The following is a 25,527-nucleotide window of genomic DNA, read 5'->3' as shown; positions in this document are numbered from 1 at the left end:
ATGGATCCGATCCGCCAGGGGGCCGAGGGTGGTACGTCGAGAGCGTGCGTGGGTTATGACCGGCCGAACCGGGATCGCGGCGCTGCTACCGGAAGACGTCGAGGTCGACGAGCGGACCAGCGACGTACCCCTCGATACGCTGATGCCGCAGGAGTACGCGGCGATCGCACGCGCCGTACCGACGCGACGCGCCGAATTCGCGACGGTCCGCTATTGCGCACGGCAGGCGTTGTCCCGGCTCGGACATCCGGCCGTGCCGATCCTGGCGGGGAAGAACCGCGAACCCATCTGGCCCGACGGAGTGGTGGGCAGCCTCACGCATTGCGACGGGTATCGCGCCGCGGCGGTCACGAGCTCACCGGGCATCGCCTCGGTCGGCATCGACGCCGAAGTCCACCAGCCGCTTCCTGATGGAGTCGACGAGGCCGTCACCGTTGCCGGCGAGGTGCCGATGTTGACCCGGCTCGCGGCCAGGTACCCCACGATCCACTGGGGACGGGTGTTGTTCAGCGCCAAGGAAAGCATCTACAAGACGTGGTATCCGCTGACGCATGCGTGGTTGGACTTCACCGACTGCGAGCTCGTCATCGACCCTGAGCACGGCACCTTCACCGGACATCTGCTGGTCCCCGGACCGCGCATCGGTGGTACGGCGATCGCCGGGTTCGACGGACGGTGGTCAGTCACGGGCCGCCAGGTGTTGACGGCGGTTCACCAGCCACGGTGACTGACACCGGCGTGCCTGATCAGTACAGGTAGGACCGCTCGGCCAGGAAGTCGAGGATCAACTGGTTGACCTTCTCCGGCTGCTCGAGGTAGCCGAAGTGGCCGGCGTCGGGAATCTCGACGTACTGCGCGCCCGGTACGGCATCGGCGACCTCGCGGCACAGGTAGGGCGGGATCATCCGGTCGTCGGCGAAGCCGATGACGAGCAGTGGCCTCGTGATCGCGTTGTACGCCGCGAGCCGGTTCTTGAGCTGGGCGGACACCTCGAGCTGACCGCGCTCACCGGAATCCATCGGTCCCGCCGAGTAGGCCAGTACGGCGAGCCAGTCCCGTGCCTTGGCGGCATCGCTCAATGTCGCGGGAGACAGGTTCACGATCGCGTCGATTGCGGCCCTGTACTCAGCCGGCAACGCCACGGACGTATCGAACAGCTGTCGCTCGCCGGCGGTCAGGCGCCGGTTCACCTCGTCGAGGCGCCCGTGCGCCGCCATCGCCACTCCTCGCCGCACGAGTTCCGGGCGACTCAGCGCCAGCTCTTGTACGACGCGTGCGCCCAGTGACGTTCCGACCACGTGCGCGGGTCCACCGAGGTGCTCTATCAGTTTCGCGACATCGTCGACCAGGTCGTTGATCGTCATGCGGGGAAAGCTGGTGTCTGCCTGCCGAGGCATCGGGCTGATCCCGCGGGCGTCGAAGGTCGCCACCCGGTATCCGGCGCCGACCAGCGCCGGGACCTGATGCAAGGTCCATACGTGGCCCTTGGCGCCGGTGCCCATCACGAGTACGACGAGGTCGCCGTCGCCGACCACGTCGTACGTCAACTCCAGGCTGCCGACCGCCAGTACCGGCATCAGCACTCCCTGTTCGCAGGTACCGGAACGCGCAGACGATGAGTGTGCCCGAGGTCGGGCTTCGGGTCAGCCCAGGTTCAGTACGGCGTCGAGACCGACCGTCACTCCGGTGAGATCCGGGACGGCGCGTAGTGCCGTGAGCACTCCGGGCATCATGGACTCGCGTGTCACGGAGTCGTAGCGCAGCCTCAGAAGTTCGCCTTCGACTCCGAACAGCACCTCTTGCGATGACATGAACCCACGGACTCGGACCGCGTGTACGGAGACTCCCTCGATCCGCCCGCCGCGCACGCCATGTGGGTCGAGGTAGGTGGCATCGGGTGATGGGGCGCAACCCGCTTCGGCGCGAGCGCGACCGATCAGTTCGGCCGTGTGCTGCGCTGTTCCCGATGGCGCGTCCACCTTGCCAGGATGATGCATCTCGATGATCTCGACAGACTCGAAGTACGGGGCGGCCTGGGTGGCGAACTTGGTCAACAGCACCGCACCGACCGAGAAGTTCGGAACGACGAACACGTTGACCTCAGCATGGTCGACCAGCGCGGCACGGATCTGCTCCACAGCCTGCTCGTCGAAGCCGGATGTCCCGACCACCACATGAATCCCTTGCTTGATGCACCACTGGACGTGCTCGTGGGCAACGTCCGGTGGCGAGAACACGAGCACGACATCAGCGTTGTGGTCGACGATGTCCTGCACGTCGTCATCGATGTCGATCTCGGCAGCCACGGTCAGATCTGAGCTGGCCTCAATTGCGCGGACCGACGCCACGCCCATGCGCCCGCGGGCCCCCAACACAGCAATTCGAGTCATATGGATAGCCTATCCTAAGTTGATCGCCCGGCTCCAGTGTCCTGAGTCTCACGGGATCTGCGAGCGGGGCGGGGCCCGGTTCCGCGGGGTTCGATCGCGGTAGCAAGCGGCGTACAGATCGACCTTCGAAACCACACTGGTCGAGTCGGGTGCCGGCGGCCAGGCTCAAGTTCAGCACCCGACCGCACACCCGTTCGCGATATCCCCGGCAAGGTGATCGAAGGCTCACGCCAGGCGAGCAGAAACCTGATCGTCCGCCCCTGGCACTGGCTCGGCGAGGTCGTTGCCCAAGGCGATGATGCGGTTGGTGGCGTCGACGTGTACGACCTTGGGCTGGTAGCCGACCAGTTCGGATTCCTCGGCCAGCAGGAAGGACATGATGATCACCAGGTCGCCGGGGTGGATGAGGTGTGCCGCCGCGCCGTTGATGCAGATGTCGCCACCTCCGGCGGGCCCGTTGATGATGTAGGTCTCGAGACGGGCCCCGTTGGTGATATCGACGACTTGCACTTTCTCGCCTTCGGTCAGGCCTGCGGCCCGCGCGAGGTCTACATCGAGTGTCAGCGAACCCACGTAATGCAGGTCGGCCTGGGTGACGGTGGCGCGGTGGATTTTTCCGCCCAGGACTTCGCGAAGCATGTCCGGCTCCTTATGAGTTGTGCAGAGTGGGTTCTGCGGGATCAGTCGATGGTGTTCGGGGCGCCTTGCTACGCAAGGGCGGCATCGGGGGTGCCGGCGGCCTTGTCGGTGTTGTGTGTCTCGTACCGGGAAATGTGATCGCGCAACGACTTCGGGCGGATGTCGGTCCAGTGCTCGTCGATCCAGTCGAGTACTTCCTGGCGCGATCTGCCGCCGGATTCGCCGTACGCGATGCTCCAACCAGCTGGGACCGGCTTGAACGTCGGCCACAACGAGTGTTGCTCTTCGCGGTTGATCAGCGCGTAGAAGGAACCGTTGTCGTCGTCGAACGGGTTCTGGGCCATCAGTGCTGCTCCTCGTTGTTCCTATCGGGGGTCGGTCCGGATCGCGGCAGGCAATCGTTGCTGATTGGCGTGGTGATCGGGCTGGGATGCGGGCTGCTCGTCGGTGATCGCACGCAGAATGTCGGCGGCGCGGACCGCGACGTTGGACAGCAGGGACGCCCAGCTCAGGTACCCATGGAACTCACGTCTCGTCGGAAAGAACGTCTTGAGATTGATGAAGTCGGACAGCCGCCCCTGCTCCTGCAGATAGTTCAGAAACGTGAACGGACTGGTCGGGGTCCGCAGCGAGACCAGATCTTTCAGGAAACTGATCTGCATGGTCGCGCCCGGCAACAGCATCCCGTCATGCCACCCGAACTGCCGCCGGACATCGACAAACCTCGCCGTCAGCCGCCGACCGGCAGGATGACGATCATTGAATTCCTCAATCGCGATCGCCAGACTCAGATTCGACGACCCGAAACCGATACCAAGAATGTCAACCTCACCGCCGGCACGATCTCCCACTACGAGACGACGGCCACCGTCCTCGATCAACTCATCCATCGTCATCCGGCAATCGGCCCCTTGTGCCACAGGTCGCGAACGAACGGCGCAATGACTGGCCATCCCTCATCGAGCGACGACAATAGCACCAACAACTTAGGCAAGCCTAACCACAGTTGGCGTACGCCGCACGCCACCGCGAACATCGCGATCACCCGTGAGTTGGCGACTGGTGCTGGTCACCGGCTCAGGCGAGCGAGCCTGCGCGTCGCCCGATCACCATTCCCGCGGTCAGGCCGGCACCTGTCGGGTAGTTCCCGCTGAAGAGCCCCCCGAGCGTCTCACCGCACGCGAAGAGTCCGGGGATGGGCTCACCCGACCGATCAAGCACCCGGCCATCAACGTCACCGCGAAGGCCACCAAAGGTGAAACTGATTCCACAAGTCACCGGATACGCATGGTACGGCGGCGCCTCGACCGCCGATGCCCAATTGCTCTTGACGGGCTCCACCGATGCGCTGCGGCCATCCTTGATCGTCGGATCGAGCGGACGGCTGGTGTCGATCGATGAGTTGAACTCCCGAACCGTCTGCACGAATCCGTCGACATCGACATCCATGGCCGAGGCAAGCTCTTCGACGCTGTTGGCGACAAGCGGGATGATCCCGGGCATCTCGTACTCGTACGCCGTCAGCATCGAGTGCGACTTCGCATCGAATACCTGAAACGCTACCGAACCCGGCTGTTCGAGGATCACCTTGCCGTACTTCGCGTACGTATAGTTGCGAAAGTCCGCGCCTTCGTCGAGGAACCGTTGACCCCGGCGGTTGACAACGATGCCGAGCGGATAGCCGTACCGGCTGAGCCGGTTCGTCAAGGCACGATTGCTCTCGTTCTCGGGAAATGACGCGTCCCACGGAACGCTATGGCAAGTCGACCAGTCGCCTCCACGATCTGCGCCTATCTCCAGAGCCGCGCGGATCAGGTCACCGGTGTTGTACGGCGTGCCACGCACCTTCGCGTGCTGCCAGCCGTCTCCCAGGTAGCGCTGACGCCATTGCGCATTCGCCTCGAAACCGCCACTGGCGATCACCACCGACTCCGCTGGAAGCTCCTGATCACCTATCCGAACGCCGACGACCGAACCACCATCAGTCATCAGCCCGGTGACCGAGCAGCCGTAGTGCACCTCGACTCCGAGTCGTGATGCGACACGCTCATGGACCGACATCAGCCCGGGACCGCCGTCGACGTTGCTCACGTGCGATCCACCCCAGAACACGAAGGTCCCGTCAGGACGTTCGTGAGCTTGCCGCTCGTACATCAGCTGGAATCGCAGTCCCAATGCATGCAACCAGCGGACAGCGTCACGCGAGCCTTCGACGACAGCCTCGGCGAGTTCCTTGTCGCCCCGCCCCTCGGTGACCCGCTCCAGATCGGCCAGGAACTCCGCCGCCGAGTACGGCGGGACCTCAGTACGCGCGTGACGCTCATCAGGCTCGAGGACCTCGAGCAGGTCGCCGAGCCCGTCGTGCACCATCCGGGTCGAACCTAGCGTGTAGTAGCTGTTCCCACCGGCATGCGCCCGCGGCGCCTTCTCCAGCAGCACTACGCGTCGCCCACGCTCGGCCGCCGCGTGAGCTGCGCAGTAACCGGCGTTTCCTCCGCCGACCACAACAACCTCCGGATTGCGCATGTGCACCTCCCCACCGATAACCACACTCCTTCGGCAACCAAGCTGCCTCGTCAACCCAGACGAGTTGCCACCGGTAGCCCGACCGGCCGGCATCGACTGTGGTCAGGCTGAGCTTAGCCTTACCTAAATTAGATGGTCATGTGTTCTGGACCACTGCCACTTATGTGATGACTCGGGCGAGGGAGCGTGCGCGGATACCGGGCAGCGCACCTCTGCGGCTTAGCCGAGAGGGCGGTCTGAGGCGTCACGAAAGAGCCGCGCCCACGAGGGCAGCCGTTGCCCTGAGCATCACGATGATCCTGACCGCCGGGCTGGCCTGGATCCTCCGCCGCGACCTGACCCTGACCCGAGTCCAAGCCCTGGCCCGCTTACGCGGATCAACTGTGCGGAGGTCACCCAGCTCAGCCCCAGTGAGGACCGGTGACGCGATTCCCAGACCATAGGCCAGACCGTAGCCGGCCTGATTCAGCGCGAATAACGAAGGCCCTCTGACCGGGCTTTCGCCTGGCCAGAGGGCCTTCCATGGTAGCGGGGGCAGGATTTGAACCTGCGACCTCTGGGTTATGAGCCCAGCGAGCTACCGAGCTGCTCCACCCCGCGCCGTTGTGTCTTTAGTTTAGGGGACGTTGGTCTGTAGTCCAAATCGGGGGCCGGGAGGGAAAAGGCGTGTCGCGGTGGGGGCGGGCGGCGTAGTTTTTGGGGATGGGACATGGGGTGGTGCGGGCGTTCGAGACGGCTGATCTGCGGGCCGCGGGGCGGTTGCTGGCTGAGCGGCAGCAACGGCATCGGGTGCGGCATCCGTTGTTGCCGGCTGAGTATGAGGACCCACAGCTTGCGCTCGTTGAGGTGACAGCCGCTTGGGAGACCGAGGGTGCGTCGGGGGCCGTGCTGGTGGAGGACGGAGAGGTCACCGGGTATTTGCTGGGGGCCCCTAAGTCTTCGCCTGTGTGGGGAGAGAATATCTGGGTCGAGCGCGCGGGGCAGGCTGTGCGGGAAGCGGAGCGAATCCGGGACCTGTATGCGGTCGCGGCAACCAAATGGGTGGCCGACGGAAAGACGGCGCCTACGCGCTGGTTCCTGATGAGGCAGAGTTGGTCGATGCCTGGTTCCGGTTGGGGTTCGGGGCGCAGCACGCGCATGCCGTACGCCCGGCGCCGGCGGCACCGTTGCCGAATCGATCCGGCCTGACCATTCGGCGCGCGGAGCGTGGCGATGTCCCAGTGCTGGCCGAGCTGGAGCTTGCGTTGCCTCAGCATCAGGGGCTGGCGCCGGTGTTCAGCGCCGGGGAGATGCCGACGCTCGAGGAAGCGCTCGCCGACTGGGAAGAATCGATCGACGACCGGGACTACGCCACCTTTGTTGCTGAGCGCAACGAGAAGGTGATCGGTCTGTCGATCGGGTGCTCGATCGAGAAGTCCAGCGCGCACAGCGGGCTGGCCCAGCCTGACAATGCAGGATTCCTTGCCTATGCGGCGGTGTTCCCCGAGGCCCGTGGTCTCGGGGCTGGGCGCGCACTGGGTGAGGCCGTGCTCAATTGGGCTGCCGAGGCCGGGTACACCTCCGTGGTGACGGATTGGCGGGTGACGAATCTGCTGTCCTCCAGGGCGTGGCCGCGACTCGGATTCGGGCAGACATTCCATCGTTTGCATCGGCTGATCGGGCACTGATCAATCCATCGTTTGCATCGCGCGATCGGTAGCCGATCAATCAAACGCTCTGTATACAAGGCCTCACAGTGAGCTATTGCCAATCGCCGAACGCGCATGCTTGCATTCCCCCAGTAATCGTTCCTGAGCGAATTTCCTTAAGGGGGGAATCCGATGCCACGACCGTCTTTGCTTGCCCGCCTCCTAGCATGTCTGTTGATGCTGGCGGCGGCCCTCACGATCATCCAGCCCGCAAACGCCGCCGTCCCCGACCGCAAGGCCTGGGTGCTGTGGAACCAAACCGCGGGCACCACCATCGGTACCGGCACCTGGCCGGCCGGTAGCAGCGTCATCCCGCTGGCACCCGGCCGGTACCAGCTCAAGTTCCCGGGACAGGGTGCGCCCGGTGGGGTCGTGCACGTCACGGCCATCAACAACGCGCCGCACTGGTGCCAGGCGGAGAACTGGTTCCAGTCCGGGCCTGACGAGATCGTCAACATCCGTTGCTACCGCGTCGGCGGTGCGCTCGATGTGACGAGCTTCAGCGCCTTCTTCGTCAGTGCGTCCGGTGGTCCGGCGCCGGGTCTGTTCGGGTATGTCGATTCGCAGCCGAACGGCGCACTCGTCAGCCAGTACAACTCGGCCGGAGCTCCGAACACCTCGACGCCGCTCGGTGTCGGGCAGTGGCAGGTGAAGTTCCCCGGGCTGGTGGCCGGCGGGACTCTCGACGGCAGTCTCCAGGCCACGGCCGTCAACCCGCAGACCGGCGCACGCTGCAAGGTCCAGACCTGGACTTCGAGCGGCGCTGGTCAAGACGTGAAGGTGCTCTGCTTCAACTCGGCCGGCGCCTTGTTCAACACGCGTTTCACCCTCACCTACCAGTACAAGGCCTCCCTGTACGGAGCGGCCTACCCGCCGAAGTACTTCGGCTTCTTCCTCAACCAGCCGCCGGCCGGACCGCTGAGCACCAACCTCAACTCGGTACTGGGGCTCGGAGCGAACACGATCCTCCCGGCCGGTCCCGGGTTGTCGATGGTCACCTTCCCGCGGATCGCTTTCACCCAGAACACGGTCCAGGTGACCGCCTACGGGTCGAACTCGAACTTCTGCGGGATGAACACGTTCTGGACCAACAGCACCTCGGGTCCGGATCTGATCGTGCGTGACGTCAACTGCTTCACCAACGCCGGAGCGCCGGTCAACACCGGCTTCACGGTCAGCGCCAACTCGATCCTCTGACGCGGCAGGCCGAAGCAAGACGCAGCACAACGTAGTACCACCGGCCGGGGCCCACACCGACAACGCTCGGTGTGGGCCCCGCGCCAGGTCAGGCGGAGTCCTCCGGGTGGAAGCCCATGGCTGTGGTCAGCAGGTCGTCCTCGCTGAAGCGGGTGCGGTCGATCGACACCTCGGCGGCGATCCCGGGCGAGATGAAGAAGAACACCTCGTCGTCGGCGCGATAGCCGCCGTACCCGGCGACGTCGACGGCGGTCAGCTCCCAGGTCTCCGGATCCTTCTCGTGGTACTCCGCGAGGAAGGTCCGCAGCGTCTCGAGGTCGATCACCTTGTCGCCCCGGACCGTCTTGACCGTCAGGTCGACCTTGGTCGCGCCCTCCGGGTCGGGGCCGGTCTCCCAGACGCGGCTGTGGAAGACGACCTCCTCCCACTCGTACTCGAAGTCGCTCGGCGAGCCGATGCCGCCGGGTAGGTGGTCGATGGCGAATCCGTCCAAGGTGCACGCCCTCTGCTGGGTCGATGGGGACGTCCGGTGCTGACCGGACGGTGAGGCTGGAGCTGGGCTTGCTGCCGCGGCGGTCGGTAGCAGAGCACCCAGTGCGGCCGGTGCCGCGAGCACGGCGATCGCGCCGCCGATCACGATACGACGGGTTGCGGGCCGGACCACGGACCAAGACGAAGAACACGACATGGCTGCCTCCTCAGGCGAAGCACCCGGTGGAGCTGCGGGTGAAAGGGTTCCTTGCCAGAGAAGGTGCACCGGTTCTTCGTCAAACCGGCGACGAGTTTCAGAGCTGTGGAAAAAGGTCCGGGCGGCGACACCAGAGGTGCCGCCGCCCGGATCAGAAGACCACTACTACTGCTAGCCCGTTGGGGAGGTTGGTGGGCTGGTTGGGGTTGTCGGGGCTGAAGGTGTGCCTGAAGGCGTGGTCGGCACCGCGCCGGCCGATACGGCTCGGTCGATCGCCGCCTTCATCCTGTCGACCTGCACCTGGTACTCGGCCAGGTTGCCGGACTTCAGCGCTGCCTGTGCGGCCGTGTACGCGGTCTGTGCCTCCGCCAGCGCCTGTGTAACCGTCTGGTTCGTCGTCGTCGGTGGAGTTGTCGGCTCGCCGCCCGGCGGCTTCTCGCCCGTCTCCACGCTGGTGTTGAAGACCTTCGCCAACGCTTCCTTCAGGGTCGTGCCGAAGGCGACTCGATCTCCGAACCCGACCAGCACGTACCGCAGTACCGGATAGCTACCCGAACCGCTGGTGCGCACCGAGTAGACGGGTTGCACGAAGAGCAGACCACCACCGAGTGGCAGGGTCAGCAGGTTGCCGAACTGGGCTCTGGCACCGCTGGTCGGCTGGTTGAGCGGCAGCAACGCCTGTCTGATGCCGTCGTCGGTCTGGAACTTGTTCGCGACCTGTCCCGGCCCGGGTATCTGGACGTTGCCCGGCAACTTCAAGATCCGGAACTGCCCGTAGTCCGGCGACGAAGCCTCGGAATCGACCGCCAGGAAGCCGGTCAGGTTCTCCCGGTTGGCGTTCGGCACGTAGACCGAGGTCAGCGAGAACTTCGTGTCGGTCTGGTCCGGCATCCGCAGCGAGAGGTAGAACGGCGGCTGGTCCGCCGGCTGCCCGTCCGAACCGCTCGCGTTCACGGTCGGGTCGGCCGGTACGCGCCACAGATCGCTGTTCTGGTACCAGGTGGTCGAGTCCGTGACGTGGTACTTCGCGAGCAGGTCGCGCTGCACCTTGAACATGTCCTCGGGGTAGCGCAGGTGCGACATCAGCGCGGGCGAGATGTCCGAGCGCGGCTTGACCGTGCCCGGGAAGGCCTTCATCCACGTCTTCAGCAGCGGGTCGCTCTCGTCCCACGCGTACAGGTTGACCGAACCGTCGTACGCGTTGACGACGGCCTTGACCGAGTTGCGGATGTAGTTGATCTCCTCGCTCGGCTGCTGCGCGATCGTGCCGCGGCCCGTGGTGGTGTCCCGGGTGCTGTCGTCGAGCGCGACCTTCTGCGAGTACGGGAAGTTCGCGGACGTGGTGTAGCCGTCGACGATCCAGACCACCTGGCCGTCGACGATGGCCGGGTACGGGTCGCCGTCCGGGGTCAGCCACGGCGCGGCCTTCTCGACCCGCTCGCGCGGGTTGCGGTCGTACAGGATCTTCGAGTCATCGTTCACCCGGCTCGACAGCAGCAGGTTCGCGTCGCGGAACTTGGTGGCGTAGAGCAACCTGTTGCCGAACGAGCCGAGCGGTACGCCGCCCTTGCCGGTGTAGGTGTTCAGCGTGGGCGGACCACCGTCCTTGCCTTCCGGGGTGTCCAGCTCGACCGGGGCGCCGCCCTTCGCGCCGCCGACGATCGAGTAGTTCGGGGACTGCTCGCCGAAGTAGATCCGCGGCTCGTAGTCGCCCAGGTCGCCGACCGGCGGCAGGTCCTTCTCGGACCACACCGGCGAGCCGTCAGCCGCGCGCTGGTTGCCGTTGGCCGCGACGACACCGTACCCGTGGGTGTAGACGGTGTGGTCGTTGTTCCAGTTGCGCTGGCCGGCCGGCAGCCGGTCGATCTCGACCTCGCGGACCGCGATCACGGTGTCGCGGACCTCGCCGTTGATCTTGTACCGGTCGACGTCCAGGTCGGTCGGGAACGCGTAGAAGCCGCGGACCTGCTGCAGTTGCTCGAAGGTCGGCCCGACAACGCTCGGGTCGATCAGCCGGATGCCCGGCAGGACGCCGGCGTCCTGCACGAGCTGCTCCGGCTTGGCCTGCGTGGTCGCGTCGTAGTTGATGACCTTGGTCTTCTCCAGACCGTAGGCCTGGCGGGTCGCCTCGATGTTCTTGGTGATGTACGAGGCTTCCTTCACCGGCTCGCTCGGGCGGACCCGCAACTGCTGCAGGGCAGCCGGCCAGAGCGCGCCGAGCAGGATTGCCGACAGGACCAGCACGACAGTACCGACGCCTGGCAGCAGCCAGGTCTTGCGGACCACGTTGGCGAAGAAGAGGCCGGCACAGATCACTGCTATGACGGCCAGGATCTCCTTGCTGGGCAAGACGGCATGATCTCCCGTGTAGGCGATACCGGTGAAGAGCCTGCTGTCGGACGTGGCCAGCCCGAAACGATCGAGCCAGTAGCTGAACGCCTTCAGCAGGACCAGCAGGCCGAGCAGCACGGAGAACTGCACCTGCGCGGCACCGGAGGCCTTCTGCCCCTTCGCCGACGGGCGGAAGCCGCCGTACAGGTAGTGGGTGATGATCGCGGCGACCAGCGACAGCAGGACGATCGAGTAGCCGAAGCCGAGCAGTACGCGCAGCCACGGGTAGTCGAAGACGAAGAACGAGATGTCCTTGCCGAAGTGCTTGTCGACGACGCCGAACGGGGTCCGGTTCTTCCAGGCCAGGAAGACCTTCCACTCCCCCGACGCGGCCGAGCCGCCGAAGACCAGCATCAGCGTGGCGAGCACGCCGATGGCGATCTTGCCGCGCTGCTGCAGCAGGTCGCCGTACCGCTCGAAGCCCGGACTGGGCGACGGCGCGATGGCGACCCGTGGCCGGGTCCGGAAGGCGACGATCACGTTCGCCACCACGGCGGCGGCCATCAGCAGGCCGACCACCACGAACAGCAGCACGCGAGTGCCGAGCACGGTGCTGAACACCGAGCCGAGATCGACCGCCCGGTACCAGAGCCGCTGGGTCCAGACGTCGGTGAAGACGCTGAACAAGATGAGCAGCACGATCAGGGTGGCGATCGTGGGCAGTAGAGCCCGCGGGCGCTGGCCGGGCGTTCGCCGCGACCGCCTCGGCTCCTCCGGCATGTCGTAGACGCCGTCACTCATGGCAGCTTCTCCTCGTTGTCACTCGTACCGCCCAGCACAGAACCAGGACTGCCTGAAGTCGTTGGCTCGAATGTCAATGACAGTACTTGGCAAAGCGTTGGGACCAAGTCGACGCCGGTGAGTACCGCGCTGTCCTCGTCATGCGTGCGCAGCCGGACGGCGCCGAACCGGTCCCCGTCGCGCAGGACAGCGGCCACCATCCGTACTTCGTGCCGGCGCGGATCGGAACCCGCCAGCCGGGCCAGCTCGGCGTCGGACTCGGCAGCGGTCAGGCCGGTCTCGACCGAGGCCGGCAGCACCACCCGCTCGACCGCGACCGCACAGCCGCTCACCGCTTCCGGCCACTCGATCCGGGCCAGCGCCTCGGCCAGGTGCTCGTCGTCCATGCCACCGGGCAGCTCGCCCTGGGCGACCGGGGTGAGCGGCTGGGACGCGTCGTCCGCACCCAGCTCGGCGGCCAGCTGTGGCTCGGCGGCGAGCAGATCTCCGGTCGGTACCAGCGCGAACAGCTGCGCGGGCTGATCCCAGCCCGCGCTGCTGACATGCCGCTCGATCTCGATCACCGCCTGGCTCAGCGCGTCGGCGGGGATGGTGTTGTCAGGTCCTACTTCGTGCATGCCGGGACGTCTCCAGTTCCACTGGCCAGTGCTTTCAAAGCGTCGATCGCCTCGTGCAGCGTCGTGATCTTCACCAGGCGGATGCCGTCCACGCCGGCGTGCAGAGCGGCCTCGCAGTTCGGACCCGGTACCAGGAAGACGGTCGCGCCGTCCTTCTTGGCGCCCGCGATCTTCTGCTGGATGCCGCCGATCGCGCCGACCTGGCCGAGCGCGTCGATGGTGCCGGTGCCGGCGATGTGCTTGCCGGCCAGCAGGTCGCCGTCGGTCAGCTTGTCGTAGATGGCCAGCGCGAACGCGGTACCGGCGCTCGGGCCGCCGATGTCCTGGCCGAGGTTCACCGTCACCTTGACCGCCGAGTCGACGCCGATCGTGATGCCGACCATCGGCCGCTTGGCGTCGCCGGGGGTGGCGGCGGTCTTCACCACGACGGTCTGCTGCTTGCCGGCGCGGCTGATCAGGAAGCTGATGTCCTGGCCGACCTGGTGCTTGCGGACCAGCTCGCCGACCTGCGGGACCTGGGTCGGCGTGGTGCCGTCGACCTGCAGCACGATGTCGCCGGGCTTGAGCTTGCCGTCGGCCGGGCTGTCCTTGGAGACCGTCGAGACCTTCGGCTTGAACGGCACCTTCGCCTCTTGCAGGGCGGCCGCGACGGCACTGTCCTGCGAGCCGGTCATCTCCGCGGTGTTCTGCTGCTCGACCTCGTCGGCGCTCTGCTCCGGCGGGTAGATGATGTCGCGCGGGAACAGGTCGTGGTGCGGGTCGAGCCAGTTGCGCATCGCCTGCGGCAGGGTCAGCTCACGGTCCGGCGAGGTGACGCTCACGGTGGTGAGGTCCAGCTCGCCCGTGGTCGGGAAGGTCTCGTGACCGGTGATCTCGACCACCGGCTTGCCCTTCGACTCGCCCAGGGTGTTCTTCACCGGCCCCGGGCTGAAGGAGACGAACGGCACCGGGAAGACGGTGACCAGTCCGAGCGTGATGATGAGCACGACGATCGAGGTGACCAGCGTGGCGGTGCGACGTGTCACGAACCCTGCCCTGCGATCTTGAGTTTCCGGAAGAGACCCCGCAGCCCGCGGCGCGGCTCAGGGGTGGAGCGGGGACTGGGCGCGGCCACCGCTTCGTTGAAGCGGCGGAACTCCTCCACCGAGGCGAAGGCGCCACCGGACCGGCGGGGACCGCGACTCCGCCCGCGCCAAGCCGCCCAGCACATCGCCAGGGCGGTGGCGACCAGCGGGAACGCCAGCCACGCCAAGACCTTCATCCGGCCACCTTCATGCGCCCAGCGTACGGGTCAGCAAGTGCCTACCCACTCGCTCGCACCGTCGGTGAAGCGCTGGTGTTTCCAAATCGGAACCTCCGCCTTGAGCTCGTCGATCAACTGACGGCAGGCGGCGAAGGCGACATCGCGGTGCGCGGCGGCCACACCGACGATCACAGCCGTGTCACCGACGGTCAGTACTCCGGTGCGGTGCACGGCCGCCAAGGCGGTCACGGCGGGGTTCTCGCAGACCCGATCGGCGACGACCCGGAGGTGTTTGAGCGCGTCCGGGTGCGCCTCGTAGGTGAGCTCGTCGACCGGGAGATTGTGGTCGTGGTTGCGGACGGTACCGATGAACAGCGCGGTACCGCCGGCGCCCGGGTCGGCGATCGCGGCCAGCACCTCGTCGCTGGACAGCGCGGAGTCGCGGATGTCCAGCAGCCTGATGGTCTCGGTCATGATCGGTCCTTACTCTCTGCGCGCACCATACTGTCTACACTGTCGCACCAGCGGCCGCCTACTACGGTAATCCGTTCGCCTTCGGAGGAACGGAGCCGGGCAACCAGTACGTTGGAGTAGTACGCCCCACCTGCACAGGAAGGCCCACTCCGATGAGCGACGAACCGGACAACCCGTTCAAGGGAACTCCGTTCGAGGCCATGTTCCAGCAGTTCTCCGGTGCGGCCGGCCCTGGCGGCGCTGACGGCGTAGACCTGAACGCGATCTTCGCGCAGGTCCAGCAGCTGCTCAGCGGTTCGGGTGACGGCAAGCCGGTGAACTGGGACCTGGCCAAGGACATCGCGCGCAAGACCGTCTCCGCTGCCGGGGACAGGTCCGTCACGCCGACCGACACCGAGCGCGTCGCCGACGCGGTGCGGCTGGCCGAGCACTGGCTCGACCCCGCGACCACGCTGCCCGAGGCATCGGCCACGTCAGCGGCCTGGAGCCGGGCGGAGTGGGTGGAGAACACCCTGCCGGTCTGGCAGACGGTCGTCGACCCGGTCGCCGAGCACGTCGCCGGCGCGATGGGCGGCGCCCTGCCCGCCGAGGCGCAGCAGCTGGCCGGACCGATGGGCGGCATGCTCCGTCAGCTCGGCGGCTCGATCTTCGGCGCCCAGGTCGGTCAGGCGCTGGGTGAGCTGGCCGGCGAGGTGGTCAGCTCCTCCGACATCGGCCTGCCGCTCGGCCCGGCCGGCCAGGCGGTACTGATCCCCGACAACGTGGCGAAGTTCGCCGAGGGCCTGGAGCTCACCGACGAGGACGTCCGCCTGTACCTCGCACTGCGCGAGTGCGCGCACCAGCGGCTGTTCGCCGGAGTGCCGTGGCTGCGGCAGCACCTGTTCGCCGCGGTCGGTGACTATGCCGCGGGGATCGAGGTCGACAGCGGGAAGATCGAGCGCGCGATGTCCGAGATCGACCCGCAGAACCCGGAAGCCATCCAGGAGGCCCTCGCGGGCGGCCTGTTCGAGCCCGAGGACTCCGAGGCGCAGAAGGCGGCACTGCTCCGGCTGGAGACGGCGCTCGCGCTGGTCGAGGGCTGGGTCGACGACGTCGTCCGGGAGGCCACCAAGGACCGGATGCCGGCCGCAGTACAGCTGGCAGAGACCGTACGCCGTCGTCGCGCGGCCGGGGGTCCGGCGGAGCAGACCTTCGCCACCCTGGTCGGGTTGCAGCTCCGGCCCCGGCGGCTGCGGGACGCGGCAAACCTGTGGGCCGCAGTACGGGATGCCCGTGGGGTCGATGGGCGCGACGAGCTGTGGTCGCACCCGGATCTGCTGCCGAGCGCTGCTGATCTGGATGACCCGATCGGGTTCGCTCAGCACGCGGGTGAGCTGGCGGACATCGACATCAGCGACTTCTTCACCGACGAGGACCGCCCGACCGACGAGGGCGACAGTTCAGGCGACAAGGGCGGTTCAGGCGACAAGTGAGTTTGCACGCGGATGCGACCGCAGTACTGACTGGCTGGGATCCGCCGGATGCCGAGCAGGCTGAGCTGCGGGAGCACTATCTGAAGTACTTGGCCGGGCATGAGGACGGGATGTGGCGCTCGTCCCGGCCCGAGCATCTGACGGCGAGCGCGCTGGTCGTGGATCCGGCGACGCCCAGGGTGCTGTTGACGCTGCACGGCCTGGTGAACCGGTGGCTGCAGCTCGGCGGGCACTGTGAGATGGGCGACACGACGCTGTCGGGCGCGGCGCTACGGGAGGCGACCGAGGAGTCCGGACTGAGCGGGTTGCTGATCGATCCGGTTCCGCTACAGCTGTCGCGTCATGAGCTCACGGCCGGCGGCTGCAAAGGCAGGTTCCACCTGGACGTCCAGTTCCGGGTGACGGCCGCGGCGGGGACGGAGTACGTGGTCAGTGAGGAATCGCACGACCTGGCGTGGTTCGGTGTCGGCGAGCTGCCGAGCGGTATCGATTCGGCTGTCGAGAAACTCGTCGAAAGGTCCTACCGGCCGATCGGCTAGTCAGCAGTTGGCGTGTCGAGGCGGGGTGTGCGGGCCGGTCCCTGTCTGTCGGCCCGCACACGGTTGTGACTGGGTGGGGCCGTCGTCGCTCCCCCCTTCCCCGGCTGTCGGTAGAACCGCCCCTGAACGGCACCGGCAGTCGGTTGCGACGACGGCCACAGGTCCCCGTGGAAATTCCCCCATGTCCCCGCTGCCTGGTGAAACGAGCCAGCGGCGAGAAGGTGACGGCTCAAGCACCTCGAAGTAGGGATCTGGTGGCGTCCCAGCCTTCTAGGCCGGGGTCCAGTCGCGCCAAGTCAGCGTTTGAACGCAGACGGTGCCAGCCGGGGCCGAGGGCGATGGCGTGGCGGCGGGGCTTGAGGTTCTCCAGCTCCGCCAGTGGGGTGTCGAAGGTCGGCGCGGCAGCCGTGACCCAGGAGGCCGTCGGGAGTTTGATGCCGATGGCCGCGAGAGAGCCGTCTTCCGCGGGGGTGACAGCCAGGTCGGCCGAGCCGAGGGCGCGGAACAGTTTGCCGATCAGAAGCCCTGGGAGATCGGGTACGTCGAAGCTGACGGCTACAACCGCCGCGGCGGGGCCGGCCTGGTCGACTGCGTCCAGGACGGGGCGCGCGGGGTCCACGGCGTACACGGGGGTGTCGGGCCAGGTCAGAGCGGCCACCTCCGACAGACCAGCTTCGTCTCCACCAGCAACGGCTACTGCGACGTCTACTCGGTCCAGAGAAGCCAGTACTTCGTACGTGTCCTCCGCTAGCGCCAGGCGCCAAGCGTCGGGGGTTCGGCCCGGCGGGGCCCAAGTACCGGCTGCCGGGACGACTAGTACCACTACGCGTCGGTCGTCCACCGGGAGAGAGTAGCTCTCCCGGGTGAGTCACGAGGACTGCAGCAGGCCGAGCTTCAGGGCGTTCATGATCGCCTGGGCGCGGTTGGAGGCGCCGAGCTTCTCGTAGAGCCGTGCCACGTAGGTCTTGGCCGTGGAGATGCTGACGCAGAGCGAAGTGGCGATCGCGCGTACTGAGAGGCCCTGGCCGAGCAGGGAGAGCACCTCGGCTTCACGGGGACTCAGAAGTGGCTGGGCGGAGGGTTGGTCGCGCCTGGCCATTGCAGGCGCCAGGCCGCTCGCGGTGAAGCTCGTGGCTGCTACTGCTGCATGCCGGATCGCCGCAAGGACTTCCTCGATCGGCGCTGTGTTGGTGACGAAGGCGGAGACTCCTGATTCGAGCGCTTGGAAGAGGACGTCGTCCCGGCCGTCCGAGGCGAGCAGGACGATACCCAGCTCGGCATACTGGTCCCGGAAGTCGCGGGCCACCTGCAAGCCGTCCAGGTCTGGCAGGACGGCCTCCAGGACCAGTACGTCGGGTTTGGCGGTCGCCACTATCGCCATTGCCTCGGCGCCGAGGCCTGTCTCGCCGACGAGCTCCAGGTCCGGCTCTTGTCCGACCAGTCCGGTCAGGCCGAACCTGACCAGCGTGTGGCCGTCCACGACGACGACCTTGACCTGTTCACTCATTGCTTCTTCTCCCCCGACCACCGAATGCACCCACGAGCGCGTCAGAACCCCCATCAGCCAGGTCGCCACCAGCCGAGCACGGTGACTTTGCGCCGCCCGGGATCGGGTGACGTGGGATCGGCGTCGATCAGGCCGATCTTGGCTTGCAGTGCCGGCCGTCCGCTCGGCACACAGATCAGCGTGCCGGGGCAGAGATAGACGGACAGATGCAGCCCGAAGGTGAACCCGGGTGAAACGTCCGGCAAATCGATCGCCACACCAGTGAGACTGCCCGTTATCGAAACCCGCAAAGCACGAATCACCACACCGGCTTTGACGAGCGGGCGATTTCCTCCCGCAGAGGTGAGATCCAGGGCGGCTTCGGGGGCGTAGATCGTACCGTCGACGAAGACGTTGCCGGCGATCAGCGCGCAGCCGTTCGCCGGGTAAGGGCCGTCCACAACACAGCCGTTTCCCTTGCGGAGCGCGGGTTCCCGGTAGCTGAGTTCGATTCGGATGGCATCGATGTCTTCGGTGTCGTCCTTCGCGGTGAGACCGGCGGTGAGCGAGATTGAGGCGCCGGTGAAGATGCCGGCGTACACGGAGCGCGCCAGCGAGCCGGTGCGAGACGCGTCGAGTGGAATCGTTGTCACCCCGTACGCCGCTCCGCCTGGCCGGCCGGTCGCCGTGGCAGTGATCGGTGCGCCGGGGCCGACGTCGACCGAGAGGTCGAGCTTGTCGGTGGTGAGCGGGTCGCTGTGCCGGTGGGTGATCTTCAACTCGGCCGATTCGAGGACGGAGCCGACCGGGATCGCGCCGGCCTGGCTGTAGCCGCTCAAGGTGAATCCGGCCGTGTCGTTCACCGCAGTGCTCTTCCAGGAGGCTGCCTGATCGTCCACGGTGCCCAGGCGCGCAGGTGTCGCCGACGAGCCGAACTTGCTGAACAGGCTGACCGCCGTCGGCTTCAGTACGTCGCTGGAAGCCGTCTCGGCTCCACTGGTGAGTCCGTAGACGGCGACAGGTGGCTTGCTGGCGGAGTAGGTGCCGCAGATCTCCGCCTTGCCGGATTCAACGTCGAGGCGACTCGTACCGCCGAAGATGAACTGCACGCCGGCTGCAGGTGCACCACCCACGGGGCTGGCGCAGGAGCCGGGGATGGCGGCAGGCACCGGCGGGGCGCCGATGGCGGCGCCGGCTGCGTTGACAGGTGTGCCGGCTACCAGGGTGCCGTCCTTGACGGTCCAGGTGTTGTTGCCTGTCAGTAGGGGGTTCGTGGTGTTGTGGAAGTCAAAGTAGTAGACGCCTGGCTTGAACCACCACGTGCTGTCGTGGCAGGGGCTAGTGCCGCTCATCATGGTCGACAGGCCGTCTGCGTCGTCGTAGTAGCCGGGGACGAAGGTGACGACCGAGTTGGGTGTAGTACAGGCCGGCAGGGAGCGGCGGGCGGGGACAGTCGCCACGGCGGGCTCGTAGGCGGGGGCCGCTGCAAGCGAGCCACCCAGGCCGCATAAAGGGACCAGGACACCGTCGGAGCAGAGCCCTCGGGCTGAGAGCGTTCCGCTGGCCGATAGCGTGCCGGCGGTGACGTCGATGCTCGAGTTCGCGAAGACCTTGCCGTGGATGCGGAAGGTCGAGCCGCCTGGCTGGGACACGGAGAGCGCCGTCTCGCCGGGGATCGTGCTGAGGGCAAGGATGGCGTTGTCCGGGCGGTTACAAGCGGCAGCCACCCCGCATTGGACGATCGCTTGTTTCGGGTCCGGTTGGCACTTCACCGCCACCGGCTTGAGGCCGTCGAAGGCGAGCAGCGAGAGGGTGTCCGACAGGCCGAAGCAGTGCTGGCCCGGCTCGCCGTTGTAGCTGCTGTTGCGCAGGTTGTTGATCGCCGCCTGCATGGCGCCCTCTGCCGTGGCCGACGCGGCCGCGTCCTTCCGCAGACTCTCGGTCACCTTCTGCGCGGCATCAGACCTCGTCAGCAGAGCGGACAGCGCCAATGCGACCACGGTGATCACCACGAGCACCATCAGCAGCGAGGACCCGCGTTCGTCCCGCCCCCTCATGACTGACACCTCACGACTGTCTCCGCAGGCCGCTCAACACGATCTCCTGGTCGCCAATGGACGGTTTGGTCGCGAGGAACCGCAGTGTCACCGACAGCGGCGCGACAACCGCGGTACACGGTGTCGAGCAGCTCACGGACACGCTCCCGGGTTTCACGCTCTCGGACAGCCGGACATCCGACGACGGAGTACTCGAGCCGGCACACCTCGCTCGGTGCAGCTCGAGCACCCCGTCGACGGGCTTGAGGTAGTACGCCACGACGGTGGTACGGCGTACTGGCGGGGCGGTGGACAGGTCCCAGTCGTCCGAGAGCAGGCGCAGGACCGAGACGGGTACCGGGCCGCAGGTCGTGCCGCCGGCGTCGTCGGCCGCGTCCAGCTGGAGCGACGGCTTGAACGGCAGGGATCCCCCGCCGATCGCCGCACCGTAGTCCCGCAAACCGAAGGCCGCAACGTCCCGGGCGAAATAGACCGCGCCGAGTTGCTCGTCCTGGGACAGGTCGAGCCGGTCCGAGGCCGCACTCATCTGTTTGAGTGCACTGATGACAAGGTCGGACAGCGCGAGGCCCACCACCCCCATCAACGAGATCGTGATCAGCAGCTCGATCAACGTGAAACCACGCTCGGCACGCTTCACGAGCACGGCGGATCCTCCACACCACAAGGCTTTCGCAATACCACGTCCAGGTACTCCGAGGCGCGCCCGTCCGTGCTCTCCACCGAGACCCGCAGCTTCTGCAACCCGCGATCCGGCAGGCACAACGGCAACCAGAGCGCGCCTGCCCAGTACCGCACGGACCCGGCGACGATGCGCGCGGTGAACCCGGCCGGTGGCGTGAACCCCGGTACGGCGTACGATCCGGCGCTCGCGCAGGCAACATAGTGGCCGCTGGCAACGAATTGCTGGAGCGCTTCGGCGTAGGCGCGGACTGCGGAGGAGGCCGTCGCTTCCTTGCGTTGCACGTCGGACAGCAGCACGGTCGTCGTCAACCCGGACATCACCGCGACGATCGCCACCCCCATCAACGCAATCGCCACAACCAGCTCGAGCAGGCTCTCGCCCCGCTCAGCGGATCCGCCGCGCATCAGCCCTGCACCTGCCGGAAGACGCCGTACATCGCCGACACCAGGGCGATCGCGACGAACCCGACCACGGCACCCATCACGATGATCACCGCCGGCTCGAACAGCCCGATCAGCTTCTTCAGCTTGTAGTCGAGCTCGCCCTCGTAGTACTGCGCAGTCACCTCGAGCTGCCGGTCGAGCGTCCCCGTCTCCTCCCCCACTCGCAGCATCTGCGCGGCCGTACCGGGGAACAGTCCGGTCGAGGCAAGCGGCCGAGCCAGCCCTTCCCCGGCGAGCATCGACGCCATCACGCCGGCCAGCGCGCGCCGGAAGACGCGGTTGGGCAGCGATCCGGTGGCGATCCGCAAAGCCTGTGGCAGCTGGACTCCCGCGGCGACCATCGACGAGAGGATGCGGCAGAAGCGCTCCACCAGGGCGTAGCGCACGGTCGAGCCGATCACGGGCAGCGCGAGGTACAACCGATCGCGCAGGTAGCGTCCAGGCGGTGTACTAAGCACATAGACAAGGGTCAGAATAAGTAGTCCGGCGCCGATCATCAGCGCCCACCACCACTGGGTGAGGAAGTCCGTGACGCCGAGCAGGATCCGGGTCGGCAGCGGCAACTCAGCGCCCAGGCTGTTGAAGAACTCCTTGAACCGCGGCAGCACGAAACCGGCCAGCACGATCATCGTCACCAGCGACATCCCCGCGACGACCGAGGGATAGATCAAGGCTTGTTTTATCCTCCGTCGTGCCTCGAGATCGCGTTCGAGGTAGCGCGCGAGCTGGGCCAGCACCGTGTCGAGACGGCCGCTCAGCTCGGCCGAACGCAGGATGCCGCGGTAGTACTCCGGGAAGATCCGCGGATGCCGGTCGAAACAGTCCGACAGCTTCTCGCCGTCCCGCAGGCCGTCCTCGACCTCGTACATCATCCGGCGCACCGTCAGGTTGTCCGACTCCCGGCCGAGGCTGTGGACCGACTCGGTCAACGGCATCCCGGCCTGCACGAACGCGCCGAGCTGCCGGGTCAGGTGCATCACCTCCTCGCGTTTGACCCGCTTGGCGGTGAGCTCCAGCTTCAGCAGCCCGGGCTTCTCGGTCAGCCGGATGTTGCGCAGCTCGCGTTCGTACAACGCCAGCTCGGCGTCCTCCCGGGTGTCCGCGCGGGTGGTGCCGCGCTTGGTCTTACCGCCGGGTTCCAGCGCGACGTACGCGTACCGCGTCATTGCATCCCCACCGTGTAGATCGAGCGGACGACCTCCGCGACCGTGGTGACGCCGGCCTGGACCAGCCGCGCGCCTTCCTCCTGGAGCGTCCGCATCCCTTCGTAGCAAGCGGTCTTGCGGATCTCGGCGAGCGGCGCCCGTTCGACCACCAGCTCGCGGATCGTCTCGGAGACCGGCATCAGCTCGTACACGCCGGTCCGTTCGAGATACCCGGTCCGCGAGCACTGGTCGCACCCCGCGCCGCGCACGAGCCCGCCAACCGGCACACCGGCCCCGGTACTGCGGAGGAACGCGACCTCGGGCACAGGTGGTTCGTAGTACTCGCGGCAGTTGGCGCAGATCCGCCGGATCAGCCGTTGCGAGATGACCGCGCTCACCGACGACGCGACCAGGAACGTCTCGATCCCCATGTCGAGCAGCCGGTGCAGCGCGGTCGCCGTGTCGGTGGCGTGCACCGACGACAGCACGAAGTGCCCGGTCAGCGCGGACTGCACCGCGATCCGGGCCGTCTCCGCGTCGCGCATCTCGCCGACCAGGATGACGTCGGGGTCCTGTCGCAGGATCGCCTTCAGCCCGCTGGCGAAGGTGATCCCGGCCGCCTCGTTGATCTGGATCTGGTTGATCGAGGCGTAGGAGTACTCGACCGGGTCCTCGATCGTCATGATGTTGCGCTCGGGACTGTCGATCTCGGTCAGCGACCCGTACAGCGTCGTCGTCTTGCCGCTCCCGGTCGGCCCGGCACAGATGACCATCCCGTACGGCGTACGCAGCAGCGCGGCATAGCGCTCGGCCAGCTCGGGCGGCATTCCGAGCTGCTCCAGCCGGAACAGCGGGCGGCTCTTGTCGAGCAGACGCAGGACGGCCTTCTCGCCACCGACGACGGCTGTGGTCGAGACCCGGATGTCGACCTCGCGACCTTCGATCTTCATCCGGATCTGGCCGTCCTGGGAGCGCCGGCGCTCGATGATGTTCAGGTCGGCGAGCACCTTGATCCGGCTGACCACGGCCGGCCCGATCGCGCCCGGCAGCTCGATCTGGTCGCGCAGCGCGCCGTCGACCCGGTACCTGACCCGGACCCGGTCGTCGTGCGGCTCGATGTGGATGTCGGAGGCGCGATCGCGCAGGCCCTGGGTGATGATCAGCTGGACCACCTGGACGACCGGCGCGTCCTCGTTCTCGACGGCGACGTCGTCCGGCGTGAAGTGCCTGTCCTGGAAAGCCTGCACGCGTTCGGCGATACCGGCCAGCGCATTCTGCTGCGGGAGATCGATGGTTGCGGCCTGCTGCGCCAATGGCGCGGTTCCCCGTCCGCGATGCTTCATGGTCTGCTACCCGCTCCTGTCCTCGGCCGGACTTCGAGTTCCTTGGGATGCGCGCAGCGCGAGACGGCATCGGCGTACGAGATCTCGCCGGCCTGGAGCAGCGCCGACAGCGACTGCTCGAGGGTGACCATGCCTTCGCGGCGCCCGGTGACGAGCGCGTTGCGCAGCTGGTGCGTCTTGCCTTCCTTGATCAGGTTGCGGATGCCGGCGTTGGCGACCATCACCTCGAAGGCGGCGACCAGGCCGCCGCTCGTCCGCGGGATCAGCCGCTGGTAGACGACGCCGCTGAGCGCCGCGCTCAGCTGGACCCGGACCTGGGACTGCTGCTCGGCCGGGAAGACGTCGATGATCCGCGCCAGCGACTGCGCGGTGTCGTTGGTGTGCAGGGTGGCGAAGACGAGGTGGCCGGTCTCGGCGATCGTCAGCGCGAACCGGATCGATTCCAGGTCGCGCATCTCCCCCACCAGCAAGACATCCGGGTCTTCTCGCAGCGCCGCGCGGAGGGCGTCTGGGAACGATGCCGTATCACTACCCACCTCGCGCTGATTGACCGCCGACCGGCGATGTTCGTGCACGTACTCGATCGGGTCCTCGATGGTGATGATGTGACAGGCCCGGTCGGTGTTGATCTGGTGAATGATCGAGGCGAGTGTGGTCGACTTGCCCGAACCGGTCGGGCCGGTGACCAGGACGAGGCCCTGCTGGAGCTGGGCGAACTTGCCGACGATCGCCGGCAGGCCGAGTTCGGACACCGTCGGGATGCTGCGGGGGATGATCCGCAGCGCGATCGCCGTGTCGCCGCGCTGGGTGAACGCGTTCGCGCGGATCCGCGCGTTCTCCCGCCAGGAGAACGAGAAGTCGTGCTCGTAGGTGGTCTGGTGGACGTTCGACCGATGCGGGTTGAGCATCTCGGCGAGCAGGGTGTCGGTATCGATGCGGGTCAACCGGGTGCGGTCGGCGACCGGGCGCAGAACACCGTGGACGCGCAACTGCGGCGCCATCCCCACTGTCAGGAGCAGGTCGGTGCCGCCGGCGTTCCAGAGTTCTTCGAGCAACAGGTCCACCCGGCTGCCGGGTGCGGGAACTTTCATGCCATCCCTTCCGGATCGATCGGACCGCCCGCCGAGTTGGCATACCGGCTGCGAGGACAGCCGGTATGCCGAGGCGACGCGGTACGACGGTCCGGTCGCCAGCCTTCTCGGGCGGTACTACCCGGGCAGTACTGCTCGGGCGGTACTGCGGTGCTCCCCTCGACGGGTGGACCGGCCCTCCTCCGAGCCGGTCCACCCGCCGCCGCGCTGTGAGGAGCGCGGGGAGGGGCGGATATCGATCAGGTACAGGCGCCGGTTGCCGTGACCAGGCCTCCGATGCCGAGCGTGATGGTGTAGCCGGTACCGGCTGGTCTGTCGCGGAGCAACTGGTCGATGCCGACGGTGAGTTGGAGCCAGCCGGCGTCACCGGCGGCCGGATAGGCGCCGTTCTTGGCGTAGTACGCCTCGACGGCGACCTGCACGGTCTTCTTGTCGGTCTTGCATGCGGCAGCGTTGCCACGGTCCTGGATGCCGCTGACGGCGAACACGACGATGCCGGACAGCACGCCGAGGATGACGATCACGATCAGCAGTTCGATCAGGGTGAAGCCGGACTCGTTCTTCTTCCGCCGGGTCGTCTCCTGGTTTCGGTGGACTCGGCGGCTGGGTCGACGGTTCGAGGCGCGGTGGACGGTTCGGGCGGCCAGGATGGTGGCCCGAAGGCGGTGTTCCATG

General features: G+C 66.9%; 26 protein-coding genes and 1 tRNA gene. 5 read left to right on the top strand and 22 right to left on the bottom strand.

What is annotated here, in order from left to right; genetic code table 11:
• Window positions 1–55: 55 nt before the first annotated feature.
• Window positions 56–727, top strand: a complete 672-nt coding sequence (locus tag G3I17_RS11805; protein ID WP_164596000.1) for a 4'-phosphopantetheinyl transferase superfamily protein — start codon at window positions 56–58, stop codon at window positions 725–727.
• A 19-nt stretch (window positions 728–746) separates the two neighbouring features.
• Here the strand turns inward: G3I17_RS11805 and G3I17_RS11800 are convergent, their stop codons facing one another.
• From G3I17_RS11800 to G3I17_RS11770, 7 genes are all read right to left on the bottom strand, one after another.
• On the bottom strand, window positions 747–1,577 hold the full coding sequence (locus G3I17_RS11800) for an alpha/beta hydrolase (RefSeq protein WP_164595999.1): 831 nt from the start codon (window positions 1,575–1,577) through the stop codon (window positions 747–749).
• 66 nt (window positions 1,578–1,643) lie between these two features.
• A complete protein-coding gene (gene dapB, locus G3I17_RS11795; protein ID WP_164595998.1) occupies window positions 1,644–2,390 on the bottom strand; it encodes a 4-hydroxy-tetrahydrodipicolinate reductase in 747 nt (248 codons plus the stop codon).
• 225 nt (window positions 2,391–2,615) lie between these two features.
• Window positions 2,616–3,029 (bottom strand): aspartate 1-decarboxylase, encoded by a 414-nt coding sequence (gene panD, locus G3I17_RS11790; RefSeq protein ID WP_164595997.1) that lies wholly within the window; start codon window positions 3,027–3,029, stop codon window positions 2,616–2,618.
• Between the two features lie 68 nt (window positions 3,030–3,097).
• Window positions 3,098–3,373 carry an MbtH family NRPS accessory protein gene (locus G3I17_RS11785; protein ID WP_164595996.1) on the bottom strand — a complete coding sequence of 92 codons (276 nt, stop codon included), beginning with the start codon at window positions 3,371–3,373 and terminating at the stop codon, window positions 3,098–3,100.
• Window positions 3,374–3,394: 21 nt separating this feature from the next.
• A complete protein-coding gene (locus G3I17_RS11780; protein WP_343238268.1) occupies window positions 3,395–3,925 on the bottom strand; it encodes a SidA/IucD/PvdA family monooxygenase in 531 nt (176 codons plus the stop codon).
• A gap of 181 nt (window positions 3,926–4,106) precedes the next feature.
• Window positions 4,107–5,555 (bottom strand): FAD-dependent tricarballylate dehydrogenase TcuA, encoded by a 1,449-nt coding sequence (tcuA, locus tag G3I17_RS11775; RefSeq protein WP_164595995.1) that lies wholly within the window; start codon window positions 5,553–5,555, stop codon window positions 4,107–4,109.
• 523 nt (window positions 5,556–6,078) lie between these two features.
• A tRNA-Met gene (locus tag G3I17_RS11770) sits at window positions 6,079–6,155 on the bottom strand.
• Window positions 6,156–6,592: 437 nt separating this feature from the next.
• Between G3I17_RS11770 and G3I17_RS11765 the strand changes: the two genes are divergently transcribed.
• Both G3I17_RS11765 and G3I17_RS11760 read left to right on the top strand, forming a co-directional pair.
• Window positions 6,593–7,222 carry a GNAT family N-acetyltransferase gene (locus G3I17_RS11765; RefSeq protein ID WP_203590025.1) on the top strand — a complete coding sequence of 210 codons (630 nt, stop codon included), beginning with the start codon at window positions 6,593–6,595 and terminating at the stop codon, window positions 7,220–7,222.
• Window positions 7,223–7,420: 198 nt separating this feature from the next.
• Window positions 7,421–8,440, top strand: a complete 1,020-nt coding sequence (locus tag G3I17_RS11760) for a hypothetical protein (RefSeq protein WP_164595994.1) — start codon at window positions 7,421–7,423, stop codon at window positions 8,438–8,440.
• A gap of 88 nt (window positions 8,441–8,528) precedes the next feature.
• Here G3I17_RS11760 and G3I17_RS11755 read toward each other — a convergent pair whose 3' ends face one another.
• From G3I17_RS11755 to G3I17_RS11730, 6 genes are all read right to left on the bottom strand, one after another.
• A complete protein-coding gene (locus G3I17_RS11755; protein ID WP_164595993.1) occupies window positions 8,529–9,128 on the bottom strand; it encodes a hypothetical protein in 600 nt (199 codons plus the stop codon).
• A gap of 171 nt (window positions 9,129–9,299) precedes the next feature.
• Window positions 9,300–12,260, bottom strand: a complete 2,961-nt coding sequence (locus G3I17_RS11750) for a UPF0182 family protein (RefSeq protein WP_164595992.1) — start codon at window positions 12,258–12,260, stop codon at window positions 9,300–9,302.
• Complete coding sequence (locus tag G3I17_RS11745; protein WP_239062400.1) at window positions 12,257–12,877, bottom strand: PPA1309 family protein; 621 nt, start codon at window positions 12,875–12,877, stop codon at window positions 12,257–12,259. Before G3I17_RS11745 ends, G3I17_RS11750 begins: the two co-directional genes overlap by 4 nt.
• Window positions 12,865–13,902 carry a PDZ domain-containing protein gene (locus tag G3I17_RS11740; RefSeq protein WP_164595991.1) on the bottom strand — a complete coding sequence of 346 codons (1,038 nt, stop codon included), beginning with the start codon at window positions 13,900–13,902 and terminating at the stop codon, window positions 12,865–12,867. The genes G3I17_RS11745 and G3I17_RS11740 overlap by 13 nt, the downstream gene beginning before the upstream one ends.
• Window positions 13,899–14,138 (bottom strand): hypothetical protein, encoded by a 240-nt coding sequence (locus G3I17_RS11735; RefSeq protein ID WP_164595990.1) that lies wholly within the window; start codon window positions 14,136–14,138, stop codon window positions 13,899–13,901. Before G3I17_RS11735 ends, G3I17_RS11740 begins: the two co-directional genes overlap by 4 nt.
• Window positions 14,139–14,168: 30 nt before the next feature.
• Complete coding sequence (locus tag G3I17_RS11730) at window positions 14,169–14,594, bottom strand: molybdenum cofactor biosynthesis protein MoaE (RefSeq protein ID WP_164595989.1); 426 nt, start codon at window positions 14,592–14,594, stop codon at window positions 14,169–14,171.
• A 200-nt stretch (window positions 14,595–14,794) separates the two neighbouring features.
• On the opposite strand from G3I17_RS11730, the gene G3I17_RS11725 reads away from it, so the two are divergent.
• Together G3I17_RS11725 and G3I17_RS11720 are read left to right on the top strand one after the other, a co-directional pair.
• Window positions 14,795–16,066, top strand: a complete 1,272-nt coding sequence (locus tag G3I17_RS11725) for a zinc-dependent metalloprotease (RefSeq protein WP_239062462.1) — start codon at window positions 14,795–14,797, stop codon at window positions 16,064–16,066.
• Window positions 16,063–16,605: an NUDIX domain-containing protein gene (locus tag G3I17_RS11720; protein ID WP_164595987.1), complete on the top strand. Its 543-nt coding sequence runs from the start codon at window positions 16,063–16,065 to the stop codon at window positions 16,603–16,605. The genes G3I17_RS11725 and G3I17_RS11720 overlap by 4 nt, the downstream gene beginning before the upstream one ends.
• 229 nt (window positions 16,606–16,834) lie before the next feature.
• Here G3I17_RS11720 and G3I17_RS11715 read toward each other — a convergent pair whose 3' ends face one another.
• The 9 genes from G3I17_RS11715 to G3I17_RS11675 all read right to left on the bottom strand — a co-directional run bounded on the left by G3I17_RS11715 (window position 16,835) and on the right by G3I17_RS11675 (window position 25,526).
• Entirely contained in the window at window positions 16,835–17,446 is a 612-nt protein-coding gene (locus G3I17_RS11715) for a DUF2064 domain-containing protein (protein WP_164595986.1), read from the bottom strand.
• Window positions 17,447–17,473: 27 nt separating this feature from the next.
• Complete coding sequence (locus G3I17_RS11710) at window positions 17,474–18,112, bottom strand: response regulator transcription factor (protein ID WP_164595985.1); 639 nt, start codon at window positions 18,110–18,112, stop codon at window positions 17,474–17,476.
• 53 nt (window positions 18,113–18,165) lie between these two features.
• Window positions 18,166–20,148 (bottom strand): hypothetical protein, encoded by a 1,983-nt coding sequence (locus G3I17_RS11705; protein ID WP_164595984.1) that lies wholly within the window; start codon window positions 20,146–20,148, stop codon window positions 18,166–18,168.
• 10 nt (window positions 20,149–20,158) lie between these two features.
• On the bottom strand, window positions 20,159–20,791 hold the full coding sequence (locus G3I17_RS11700; protein ID WP_203590024.1) for a type II secretion system protein: 633 nt from the start codon (window positions 20,789–20,791) through the stop codon (window positions 20,159–20,161).
• On the bottom strand, window positions 20,782–21,234 hold the full coding sequence (locus G3I17_RS11695) for a type II secretion system protein (RefSeq protein WP_164595983.1): 453 nt from the start codon (window positions 21,232–21,234) through the stop codon (window positions 20,782–20,784). The genes G3I17_RS11700 and G3I17_RS11695 overlap by 10 nt, the downstream gene beginning before the upstream one ends.
• Window positions 21,234–22,439 carry a type II secretion system F family protein gene (locus tag G3I17_RS11690; RefSeq protein ID WP_164595982.1) on the bottom strand — a complete coding sequence of 402 codons (1,206 nt, stop codon included), beginning with the start codon at window positions 22,437–22,439 and terminating at the stop codon, window positions 21,234–21,236. The genes G3I17_RS11695 and G3I17_RS11690 overlap by 1 nt, the downstream gene beginning before the upstream one ends.
• A complete protein-coding gene (locus G3I17_RS11685; protein WP_164595981.1) occupies window positions 22,436–23,761 on the bottom strand; it encodes a GspE/PulE family protein in 1,326 nt (441 codons plus the stop codon). Before G3I17_RS11685 ends, G3I17_RS11690 begins: the two co-directional genes overlap by 4 nt.
• Window positions 23,758–24,852: a PilT/PilU family type 4a pilus ATPase gene (locus G3I17_RS11680; RefSeq protein ID WP_164595980.1), complete on the bottom strand. Its 1,095-nt coding sequence runs from the start codon at window positions 24,850–24,852 to the stop codon at window positions 23,758–23,760. Before G3I17_RS11680 ends, G3I17_RS11685 begins: the two co-directional genes overlap by 4 nt.
• Before the next feature lie 239 nt (window positions 24,853–25,091).
• Window positions 25,092–25,526, bottom strand: coding sequence for a prepilin-type N-terminal cleavage/methylation domain-containing protein (locus G3I17_RS11675; RefSeq protein WP_164595979.1), 435 nt, complete (start codon window positions 25,524–25,526; stop codon window positions 25,092–25,094).
• Between the last annotated feature and the right edge of the window lies 1 nt (window position 25,527).

Source organism: Streptomyces sp. SID13031 (assembly GCF_010548305.1).
Lineage (GTDB): Bacteria > Actinomycetota > Actinomycetes > Propionibacteriales > Kribbellaceae > Kribbella.
The sequence above is the reverse complement of the archived record's forward strand: the minus strand, read 5'-3'. Positions and strand labels throughout refer to the sequence as shown.

Coding starts and splice junctions, on each gene's coding strand:
- G3I17_RS11805 (WP_164596000.1), top strand. CDS start 56: ATGACCGGCCGAACCGGGATCGCGGCGCTGCTACCGGAAGACGTCGAG.
- G3I17_RS11800 (WP_164595999.1), bottom strand. CDS start 1,577: ATGCCGGTACTGGCGGTCGGCAGCCTGGAGTTGACGTACGACGTGGTC.
- dapB (WP_164595998.1), bottom strand. CDS start 2,390: ATGACTCGAATTGCTGTGTTGGGGGCCCGCGGGCGCATGGGCGTGGCG.
- panD (WP_164595997.1), bottom strand. CDS start 3,029: ATGCTTCGCGAAGTCCTGGGCGGAAAAATCCACCGCGCCACCGTCACC.
- G3I17_RS11785 (WP_164595996.1), bottom strand. CDS start 3,373: ATGGCCCAGAACCCGTTCGACGACGACAACGGTTCCTTCTACGCGCTG.
- G3I17_RS11780 (WP_343238268.1), bottom strand. CDS start 3,925: ATGACGATGGATGAGTTGATCGAGGACGGTGGCCGTCGTCTCGTAGTG.
- tcuA (WP_164595995.1), bottom strand. CDS start 5,555: ATGCGCAATCCGGAGGTTGTTGTGGTCGGCGGAGGAAACGCCGGTTAC.
- G3I17_RS11765 (WP_203590025.1), top strand. CDS start 6,593: ATGGGTGGCCGACGGAAAGACGGCGCCTACGCGCTGGTTCCTGATGAG.
- G3I17_RS11760 (WP_164595994.1), top strand. CDS start 7,421: ATGCTGGCGGCGGCCCTCACGATCATCCAGCCCGCAAACGCCGCCGTC.
- G3I17_RS11755 (WP_164595993.1), bottom strand. CDS start 9,128: ATGTCGTGTTCTTCGTCTTGGTCCGTGGTCCGGCCCGCAACCCGTCGT.
- G3I17_RS11750 (WP_164595992.1), bottom strand. CDS start 12,260: ATGAGTGACGGCGTCTACGACATGCCGGAGGAGCCGAGGCGGTCGCGG.
- G3I17_RS11745 (WP_239062400.1), bottom strand. CDS start 12,877: ATGCACGAAGTAGGACCTGACAACACCATCCCCGCCGACGCGCTGAGC.
- G3I17_RS11735 (WP_164595990.1), bottom strand. CDS start 14,138: ATGAAGGTCTTGGCGTGGCTGGCGTTCCCGCTGGTCGCCACCGCCCTG.
- G3I17_RS11730 (WP_164595989.1), bottom strand. CDS start 14,594: ATGACCGAGACCATCAGGCTGCTGGACATCCGCGACTCCGCGCTGTCC.
- G3I17_RS11725 (WP_239062462.1), top strand. CDS start 14,795: ATGTTCCAGCAGTTCTCCGGTGCGGCCGGCCCTGGCGGCGCTGACGGC.
- G3I17_RS11710 (WP_164595985.1), bottom strand. CDS start 18,112: ATGAGTGAACAGGTCAAGGTCGTCGTCGTGGACGGCCACACGCTGGTC.
- G3I17_RS11705 (WP_164595984.1), bottom strand. CDS start 20,148: ATGAGGGGGCGGGACGAACGCGGGTCCTCGCTGCTGATGGTGCTCGTG.
- G3I17_RS11695 (WP_164595983.1), bottom strand. CDS start 21,234: ATGCGCGGCGGATCCGCTGAGCGGGGCGAGAGCCTGCTCGAGCTGGTT.
- G3I17_RS11690 (WP_164595982.1), bottom strand. CDS start 22,439: ATGACGCGGTACGCGTACGTCGCGCTGGAACCCGGCGGTAAGACCAAG.
- G3I17_RS11685 (WP_164595981.1), bottom strand. CDS start 23,761: ATGAAGCATCGCGGACGGGGAACCGCGCCATTGGCGCAGCAGGCCGCA.
- G3I17_RS11680 (WP_164595980.1), bottom strand. CDS start 24,852: ATGAAAGTTCCCGCACCCGGCAGCCGGGTGGACCTGTTGCTCGAAGAA.
- G3I17_RS11675 (WP_164595979.1), bottom strand. CDS start 25,526: ATGGAACACCGCCTTCGGGCCACCATCCTGGCCGCCCGAACCGTCCAC.